We start from the raw sequence: 9507 nt of genomic DNA on the forward strand, positions 1-9507 counted from the left end.
ATATGAAAATACATTTAGAATATATATCTGCGTGCGCCTTACTCTTATCAATGATTTCTTGTAAGGATACGCTCGACACCAATCCATCTTCTTCATTCACGGAAGAAGTCGTATGGAACAGTTATTCAACAGCCGATGCTTTCATAAATGGAACTTATGTAGCTGTCCTCACAGGAACAGGACTCGCTGGTAGTGGTAATTGCGTTTCATGGGAGGCCCGTACTCCCAACGGATTGCAGTTTTCACAAGTTGGTGGCGAAGGTATTGATGGAATTGCCACAGAACTTGGCGTGACAAACGCAACAGATTTTGGAGCTAACAGATTTTCTCTGTTGCGGCGTTGTAACAAGATTATAACCAATGCGACAAACTCAAATTTAAAGGACTCTGAGAAAGCCAAACTTATTGCCGAAGGACGTTTCTTGCGTGGATTGACTTTCTTTGACCAGGCACGGAAGATGGGACGCTTCGTCCCATTGACGACAGTACTTTCTATCAGCGATTCTGCTGCTTGCAGAACGCCATTGACTGCTAATGTGGATGAAAGCTATAAATATGTAATTGACGACTTAAGTGCAGCCGTCAATGGCTTACCAGCCTCTGCCCCCTCTGGCCGTGCATCCAAATATGCGGCAGAAGTGTTCTTGAGTCGTGCATGTTTGCAGGCATATGCCTACACAAAAAAGGCAGAATATTTAGACAAGGCCATAACCTCTGCCAAGGATGTTATTCAAAACAGTGGCATCTCATTGACTTCAAACTATGGTGGCATGTTTAATGAGAGCGACCCTACAAATCCGGAAATCCTTTTAGGCTACTATCGGGTAAAGGAAAACTCAAGGGTGGAGAACTTCGCAGAGCTCATCAGGGTTTATCCCAATGTAAGATTAGACGACATGAAGAACTCCAAATGCTACCAAACCTATACCACCGGCGTTATGCTTTTCCAAGCTTGGGGGATGTACTTTCCCACGCAAGACATGGTAGACCAATATTTGGTAACTGACGAGAACACTGGCAAGGCTCTGCCTTGGTATGAAACGTCACAATTCAAGGATAATGCAGAAGAAGTGGATGTCAATACCGTGACACATGCCGGACAGGTAGACATGTATGCCCGTAAGGATGGAAGTCGCCGGCGGATCCCGACACCACAGGACCTTAAGGAGACTAAAACGGGCTACCCCATCTTCCAACGTTACGTAAGATGTAAGCCGAGTGCTACGCGCAACCTGACTGACATTATGTATTCAAAACGCGACAAACGCTTCGCCGCGACAATCGTTTATGACAGTTGCGCCGCATGGCTGGGCTTTCCTGTCACGCTGAACTTGGGAGGTAATCTCTCGCAAGGCGTTCGTGAAATGGAAGATGGTGGATGGTACAACACGGCCACGGGTTACTATTGGCGTAAAAATACTTTGGAGAAGCTTGAGCCACGAGCTTTCTACAACGTAAAAGTAGATTTCCATTATGTACTTGCACGCGTAGGTGAAGCCTATATGAATCTGGCCGAGGCCGAACTGCTGAAAGGTAACGTGTCGGCTGCCGTAGAAGCATTGAATCATACACGGACTATTCATGGTGGGCTGGCTCCTTCGACAGCCTCGACGGAAGAGCAGGCGTGGAAAGACTATATACGTGAGCGCCGATGCGAAATGGCTTGTGAAGGAGAAGACATCTATTTCAGCTATTTGCGCTGGGGAAAATATGGCGGTTATGCAAATTACGGACGGACACCGGGCGATGTAGTCTATGACCTAGACCGCCCCGTCTATAAGATTGAAATCTCACGTGATCGTCGCAAGGTTCTCATAGGACAGGTGACGGTTGCCGGCAGTGCCAATCGTAATTTTACGCAGAAACGTTATCTGCTTCCTATCCAACAAGGGTTCCTCAATACCAGGGAAGCCTATGGGTTAGATCATGAACAAAATCAAGGATGGTAATTATTTAGAAACAATTCAATATGAGAAAGTTCTTAAACATAGTGTGCCTGACGTGCACAATGATTCTTATGTCCTCGTGCTTGAATAGCAATCTCAAAGATTTGGACACTTATTCTGGAAACGATATAACAAGTGTTGTGGCAGTATACCACCGCTACTATGGTGATACGGAAGTACCCATCAGTGGAGCCAAGAAAGTACTCCAAGCACAGTTGACCCTGAAATCGGTCCAGATAGACAAGGAAGCGGGAACCTGTGAAGTATCCGTATCCATTCCGTCGAACTTCCCTGCTGCACAGAAAGATAAGGTTACAACATCCAATTTGGTTGTCATCGTGGGTATTTCGTCGGCGGCCATCATTAAGCCGGCAAGCAGTTCACCTGCATTTGGTACTCCGGGTGACTGGTCGAAGACCAACACCTATGTGGTAAAAGCGGCCAATGACAATACCAAGGAGTGGAAAGTGACCTTACATTTAGAATAAAATACTATACCTCCACACATCGTGGGAAGTAATAATAAATAAGTATACGACTTTATATTAGAGATTAAGATTATGTTGATTTCAGGATTACTCAGCTAAGCACACCTACTTATATATGTCTGAATTTAGGTTTGTTTGCTGACAACAAAGGGGGGGAGAATTCTTTTTCTGCCCCTTCATTTGTTATCTGATCTGAGATTCTTACTCTAAGTTTGTTAAAAATAATTAGTACACCATCCAACTATGAAAAATTTCTTATTGAAGCTCTCACTGTTATGCTGTATGTCGGGCATACAAGCTGCTTCAAAATATATCCGGATTGAAACGAAAAGTATGGACTGGATTTTCAAGGTAGCAGACAACCAGCGTCTCTATCAGGTTTATTTAGGAAAGAAATTATATCATAAGGCTGACCTCCAACAGCTTTCATGGCAAGTGAAATCAAGTTCCGACGGCTCGCATCCGGCCATTGGGCACGAAGTCTATCCCGCTTCGGGCAGTGAAGACCTCTTTGAACCGGCCGTGGCCATTACACATGCCGACGGTAATCAAGCTACCTTCCTTTATTATAAAAGCCATTATAGCAAAGCGATTGACGGTGGAACGGAAACCGTTATCAGCCTTGCCGACAACCAATATCCGGTAGAAGTCATACTCCACGTAGCAGCCTACACAGAGGAAAACATCATCAAGACATGGAGTGAAATTCGCCATTGGGAAAAGCGCCCTGTTACACTGTGGCGTTACGGCAGTTGTATGCTCTACTTCAACAGCAACAGATACTATCTTACGAGCTATTCGGGCGACTGGGCAAGGGAGGCACAACCACAGACGGAGCAATTGCTGCCGGGAAAGAAAATCATAGACACAAGACTCGGAACGCGGACCAATATGATGATGAATCCGTTCTTTGAATTGGGTTTCGACCATCCTGCAAGGGAAAACGAAGGAACGGTCATGCTGGGGACCATCGGGTGGACGGGGAATTTCCGCCTCACCTTCGAAGTTGACAACATGGGGATTCTTCGTGTCATTCCCGCCATCAACCCATATGCTTCAGACTATCAACTGAAAGCTGGTGACACTTTCACGACACCTGAGTTCATCTTTACGTTCAGTCAGGACGGCATCGGGCAGGCAAGCCGTAACCTTCATGCTTGGGCAAGGCGTTATCAAGTGAAAGACGGAATGGGAAACCGTATGACGCTACTCAATAATTGGGAGAACACCGGATTCGATTTCGACCAAAAATCCCTAGCCGAACTCATGAAAGATGCCAAAGACCTAGGATTGGAAATGTTTCTGTTGGACGACGGCTGGTTTGGTAATAAGCATCCGCGCAAGGACGACCGTGCAGGTTTGGGCGACTGGCAGCCGAACCGTCAGAAACTTCCCGGCGGTATCGGTGCATTGACACAGGCCGCACGGACCGCAGGAGTAAAGTTCGGCCTATGGATAGAGCCGGAAATGGTTAATCCACAGAGCGAGTTATATGAACGTCACCGAGACTGGATCATCGAACAGTCCAACCGCGACGCCTACCTTTTCCGCCACCAGTTGGTGCTCGACCTCAGCAATCCCAAGGTACAGGATTATGTTTATGGTATTGTAGACAGGCTATTGACGGAGAACCCTGACATTGCTTACTTCAAGTGGGATTGCAACAGTCCCATCACAAATGCCTACTCGCCGTGGCTCAAAACCCATCAGGGCAATCTCTTCATCGACTATGTCCGCGGTCTCTACACCGTTTTGAAGCGTATCCAAGCCAAGTACCCTGACCTGCCGATGATGTTGTGCTCCAGTGGTGGGGCGCGATGCGACTACGAGGCCCTGAAGTATTTCACAGAGTTCTGGTGTTCCGATAATACCGACCCTTTCGAACGCCTCTACATTCAATGGAACATGTCAAAGTTTTTCCCGGTCAACACCATAGCTGCCCATGTCACAAACCTGAACCGTTCGGCAAACCTGAAGTTCCGTACGGACGTGAGCTGCATGTGCCGATTGGGCTTCGATATCGACCTCAAAGGACTTTCTCCTGCCGACTATCAGTTTGCAAAGGCGGCTACAGTCCGCTATCAAACTCTTAAGCCCCTTATTCTCCAAGGCGCACAATATCGGCTATTGTCGCCCTATGAGAGCAACCATATGTCCGTGGACTATGTTGCTCCTGACTTTCGTAAGGCCGTGCTGTTCGTTTACGATCTTCATCCGCGTTTCAGAGAGCCGCTTGGCAAAGTGCGTCTGCAAGGACTTGATGCAAACAAGATGTATCGGATAGAAGAAATCAATCTAATGCCCGACAAGGAATCTACCATGGAGTGCCACGAGAAAGTCTATAGCGGAGACTATCTGATGAAAATAGGACTAAACGTGTTGACGGCGCAACAGGGCAGTAGCCACGTATTTGAATTGACGGCAGAATGAGACACAATCCTCCTTTAATATATATATATCCAACTCGACTCCTTATATACGTCCTCAACGAGGGCTTTAATAAATAATATCTAACATTAAAATTTAAGTACCAATAATTGCATTTAATGTAATCGGACGACCGATAAAAATAGGACCGCTCTAAGGAAAGATAGGCTATGCTGCCGTACCGAAGTCACAAGACAAGTTCTTGAAATGCTGGCTCTTGGAGTGTATCGTCAGGGAAACGTCGCTGAGTGAGGGCGACGTGAGTAACGTACTCATTACACTACGCAACATCGTGGTGGAAGTGGTGAGACAGAACGACTCGTTCAACTGCAGCGACATTCTCTTGCTGTGGGTGAGCATTCCTTCGAAGTTATCGAGAAAGAGGAAGAAGTAACGGTCGTCATACTGAAGAAGCGGGGTGTCATCGTTACTTAGAAGGATGCAGTGCACAAGACACTCAAGGAGATTCAAGTGGAGGGGTGGATAACCCGAAGTGGAAGGAAGAAAAGAAGAAAAATAAAGGAGGGATAAAGCAACACGGGAATTAGGAGGCTTCCGAGTGTTTATTTTTACTTTTATCAGTTGTTCAACGCCACTCTGATGCCTACATTTAAGTTGAAATTGGCAGGCTTGTCCTTGTAGACATTCTCCACATTGCTACCGTTGTTGAAATGATAACTCAGGCCGGGCTCGACATAGGTGCTGACTTTGTCCGTAAACAGATATTCGCCACCGATGGCGGCATTTGCGGAGAACACGGGACGGTGCTCGGTGACGGAAGAGGGGCTTTGATTGGCCAGGGACTTCAACCTGCCCTTATGTGCCGACCACCCCCTAACGAGTTTTTCTATCTCGCCGCCGGCCATGGCGTAGATGTTGAACCGCTTCGTGCGGACGAGGCTGTAGCTAACGTTGACGGGCAGGCCGACATAATGCAAGGTTTGTTCGACGTCGAAGTGCTCATCGGCCACCTTATAGCTGAAGTCGGAAGATAAGCGGCTGTAGGTGATGCCAGACTGCAGGGCCCAACGCTCACTGATATTATATCTCACGGCGAGGCCGAACCTGACGACAGGGCGATGCTTGGCGCACTGTTTTACTTTCTCGGTTTCATTAACATTGCGTTGCTTGGTGTTTCCTGCGAATTCGGGGGAATAGTCACCATAAGGGTCGGCCGTGGCCAGCAACGACGACTGTGAGTGGGCTGACGCTCCGCCGGTTCCGCTGTAGGAAGGACCGACGCTGAAACGGGCGAGGTAAGTGGCAGGCTGTGTGTGTAGAGTGTAATCGGGCTGCCGGTATTCCCACGTTTTGTATTTTACGGCTTGAGAGGTGTCGGTTACTGCTTGAGACGGACGAGAGAGCGCTTCGCTGTCGGTCGGTATCAAGTCATTAGCTGCCGGGGCGTTTTCACGAAGAGATGAGTGCATCCTTGCAACGTGCGATGGATGTGCTGTATGTATTGTTTCTATTGGAAGATTTGGAACGGTATTTGACCGTGGGGCGAGCATGGCTGTCAGGCTAGGCTTAGGCAACGGCGACCTTTCAGTAGGCATATTGAACAAGTAAAGCCCAATGACGACAACGGCTGCAGCAGACACAGCGCGATAAATCCACAGCCGAAGTGCCTTTCCCTTCGGCTCCGCAGCGTGTTCGGGAGCGAGTCCACGACGCTGCATCTCGGCCTTGATGTCGTCGAGGAGTCCTTCAGGTGGGTTCACCTTGTATTCACTCTGAATACGCGCCTGTAAATCATTAAGCCATTTTTCTTTCATTGTCGTAAACCTTTATGTGTTGTGCCTTGAGCATTCTTGCAAGCATATTTCTTGCTTTGTGGAACTGTGAAGCGGAGGAGTCGGGCTTGATATTCAGCAGCTTTGCAATCTCCTTGTGGGTTTTCTCCTCTATCACATGTAAGTTGAAAACGGTTCTGTAGCCGGGTGGTAGCTTTTGTATCGCATCGGTTATTTGGGTGATGGATAAGCTATCGATGTCGGGTTTTTCTTCCTCAATATCGTGCAGGCTTACCTCTTCTTCGTCTATAAAGAGACATGCATCACTCTCCCTGATGAAATAAAGCGATTCGTTGACGACCACCTTTGTCAGCCACGCTTTCAAAGAACCTTTGCCTCGATACTCGAAGGTGCGGATTCGGGTAAATATCCTGATGAAAGCTTCCTGAAGCACATCGCGTAGGTTCTCTTGATTCTCGATATATCGCGAACAGATACGGGTAAGATAATCAGCATATTCGGCATAGAGTTCATCCATGGCGGCCGCATCGCCTTCCGTGAAAAGGTTCAGGATATGTTGCTCTTTGTTGTGCCCGAACAGATTCATCAATGTTATTCAAGGGAGCTGCGGTGAATGCTTATTTGCGGGTGGTGTATTTGAACTTGACACTCTTCATGCCTGAGAATGATTGCCACTTCAGGGTCAGGTCGACGGCTTTTCCTTGCGTGTCAGGAAGGTCTTTGAGACGGAATGCCACCAGCCCGTCGCGGACGAATCCTCCCGTATCGCCGAAAGCATTGTGATGGAACACCACCTCATAGGGTTTATCGCCTTTGACAAGATTAACAACATGCTTCACTCTGCTACCGAAATAGGTACGGAACCGCAGTGTGATATAGCCGTCTTCTACGACGGTCGTCCAGTCCTTGACAATCTCCACGGGATCCTTTCCGTATTTTTCATCGTCTTTCGCACCAAAACTCTGCGCCATGTTCTTGGTGAGGATGGTATCAACCCAATTTACATACGCACTTTTTGAGTAATGTCCGCTCTGCCCCTCTTGCACTCTGAAGTTTGTGAGCGCCCGCAGTTCCTTGTCCCCGTAGCGAGATTTCTTCATATTGACCGGCAAAATGGTTGTTGATTCGTCCAACTGAAAATAAACCTGCCCCGTGGAACTGTTAGTTTTGATGGTGACAAGTGCATTCGGATAATAGACTGAATAATCCGCGTCGTCATCATTGTTGCAGGAATAGAAAGCCAGCGAGCCTAATATAACCACAGAACTAAAAGCATAAAATAACAAGCGTTTCATAGTAAGTCCTCCCATTTTTAGGATATTATTTAAGTGTTAGTAGTATGAAGTCTCAAAGGACGGGATAAGGGGTATCCGACAAAGGAAATCTCCCCTTATCCCTAATCCTGAATAGCTTGAATCACTTTACCGTAACCGTAATCGTTCCCGGCAGCTTATCCTTGTCAAGAACGTTTATCGTCGTTGTTCCAGCCTTAACCCCTTTGATGGTGATTTTGCCATCTTTCTCCGTGGCTGTGGCAATCGTCTTATTTTTGACATTCACCACGAATGGTGCCTTTCCCGACTTAATGGCAACGACCTCCTCCTTGCCTACAGTGACGGTTACGTTCGTCTTGTCAAAAGCAAGCGGAACGAAGACCTTGACGGCAAGCGTGGCTGTCTGTTTGTTCTTGTCCGTAACGATAACGGAAGCCGTACCTGCCGCAACACCTGTAATGGTCATTGTGTTTTTATCGACCTTCACCGTAGCCACCTTCTCGTTTGTCGACTTTGCCGTAAATGGCTGCGTTCCGTTAGCGATAGTAACATTGACAAAAGCACCTTGTGCAACTTCCGCCTTAGTGACACTGAACCTCAAACCGGGATTGTCGTTCTTGTCATCTTTCTGGCAAGATACACACATTACGATACCAAGACAGCATACAGCCGTCACCATTGACTTGAAAATAGTTTTCATTTTCATCTTTTCTTAAATTGTTATGAAATTAATAGTATGATTTAAACTCACTTATTAAAAGCAATAATCCTGATAGCTTGCTTGATAACAAGTTAATGTACGTTAATCAAGATTAATTCGAAGAAGAACTTCTGATTAATATCAGATTATTTCCCTGATATGGGCAGAACTGCCCTTCAAAGGATTTCCGACTTCGGAGAAAATCCCTCCCTCTCTTTGTGTAGAGAGGGCATCTTTCGGGAGTTACCCGAAAGCCTTTGAGTTACTCAAAGGACATCTTGCTGTGTCTTTGAGGACACAAACATCCGCCTTCGGACGGATGAGGAAGTTACCTTCAGAAGCCGTCAGGGAGAACACCGACCGACAGAGCTCGTCGCTCGGGTGCAAAATTAGGCAGAATATCCACCCGAAAATCGGCAGGAACGACGCCACAACGACGCCACAACGACGCCACAAGCTGCCACGTGATTGAAAAACGATACAAGTTTGGTCATAAGTACTTTACTTTGCAAGTCCGATCGGACAGACGCCCTTTCATAAGCGGATAAAGACAGACGCACGAAAGTCCGTAAGCAAGACTGCGTACACTTACGGTCGTATGGAATGACCGGCGTATGAGAAAGCGTACGCCAATAAGTACGGCACCATGTTTTAGGGAAGACCGAATGTCAGGACGTCCGCACGTTTGAATGCAGTTGCTTCCGCATGTTTGAATGGGGGAATGAGGGGACGGAAGGCATAGCAGTTGTTCGCACGAAAGCACGGACGTGAATACACATGGAATTACAGACGACTGTGACAGGTCCTATACTTGTCGGGCACAAGTCCTATACCCGTGGGGCACAAGTCCTATACTTGTCGAGTACAAGTCCTATACCCGTCAATGGGATGTCCCAATCATATATCAAAGCATTTATG

At 47.2% G+C, this 9507-nt stretch carries 7 protein-coding genes and 1 pseudogene; 4 read left to right on the top strand and 4 right to left on the bottom strand.

What is annotated here, in order from left to right; all coding sequences use genetic code 11:
• Positions 1-2 precede the first annotated feature (2 nt).
• The 4 genes and pseudogenes from HMPREF9944_RS12225 to HMPREF9944_RS13405 all read left to right on the top strand — a co-directional run bounded on the left by HMPREF9944_RS12225 (position 3) and on the right by HMPREF9944_RS13405 (position 5409).
• A complete protein-coding gene (locus HMPREF9944_RS12225) occupies positions 3-1949 on the top strand; it encodes a RagB/SusD family nutrient uptake outer membrane protein (RefSeq protein WP_008566662.1) in 1947 nt (648 codons plus the stop codon).
• Positions 1950-2086: 137 nt separating this feature from the next.
• A complete protein-coding gene (locus HMPREF9944_RS12230; RefSeq protein ID WP_155814692.1) occupies positions 2087-2434 on the top strand; it encodes a DUF5018-related domain-containing protein in 348 nt (115 codons plus the stop codon).
• Between the two features lie 243 nt (positions 2435-2677).
• Positions 2678-4864: an alpha-galactosidase gene (locus HMPREF9944_RS12235; protein ID WP_008566664.1), complete on the top strand. Its 2187-nt coding sequence runs from the start codon at positions 2678-2680 to the stop codon at positions 4862-4864.
• Between the two features lie 160 nt (positions 4865-5024).
• A pseudogene (locus HMPREF9944_RS13405) lies at positions 5025-5409 on the top strand (DNA-binding protein).
• 30 nt (positions 5410-5439) lie between these two features.
• Here HMPREF9944_RS13405 and HMPREF9944_RS12245 read toward each other — a convergent pair.
• From HMPREF9944_RS12245 to HMPREF9944_RS12260, 4 genes are all read right to left on the bottom strand, one after another.
• Entirely contained in the window at positions 5440-6636 is a 1197-nt protein-coding gene (locus tag HMPREF9944_RS12245) for a porin family protein (protein ID WP_008566665.1), read from the bottom strand.
• On the bottom strand, positions 6617-7201 hold the full coding sequence (locus HMPREF9944_RS12250; RefSeq protein WP_008566666.1) for an RNA polymerase sigma factor: 585 nt from the start codon (positions 7199-7201) through the stop codon (positions 6617-6619). The genes HMPREF9944_RS12245 and HMPREF9944_RS12250 overlap by 20 nt, the downstream gene beginning before the upstream one ends.
• Before the next feature lie 31 nt (positions 7202-7232).
• Positions 7233-7910, bottom strand: a complete 678-nt coding sequence (locus tag HMPREF9944_RS12255) for a NigD1/NigD2 family lipoprotein (protein WP_044113744.1) — start codon at positions 7908-7910, stop codon at positions 7233-7235.
• A 121-nt stretch (positions 7911-8031) separates the two neighbouring features.
• Positions 8032-8595: a pilus assembly protein N-terminal domain-containing protein gene (locus HMPREF9944_RS12260; protein ID WP_008566669.1), complete on the bottom strand. Its 564-nt coding sequence runs from the start codon at positions 8593-8595 to the stop codon at positions 8032-8034.
• Between the last annotated feature and the right edge of the window lie 912 nt (positions 8596-9507).

Origin of the sequence: Segatella maculosa OT 289, from assembly GCF_000243015.1 — a bacterium.
Taxonomy (GTDB): Bacteria; Bacteroidota; Bacteroidia; order Bacteroidales; family Bacteroidaceae; genus Prevotella; species Prevotella maculosa.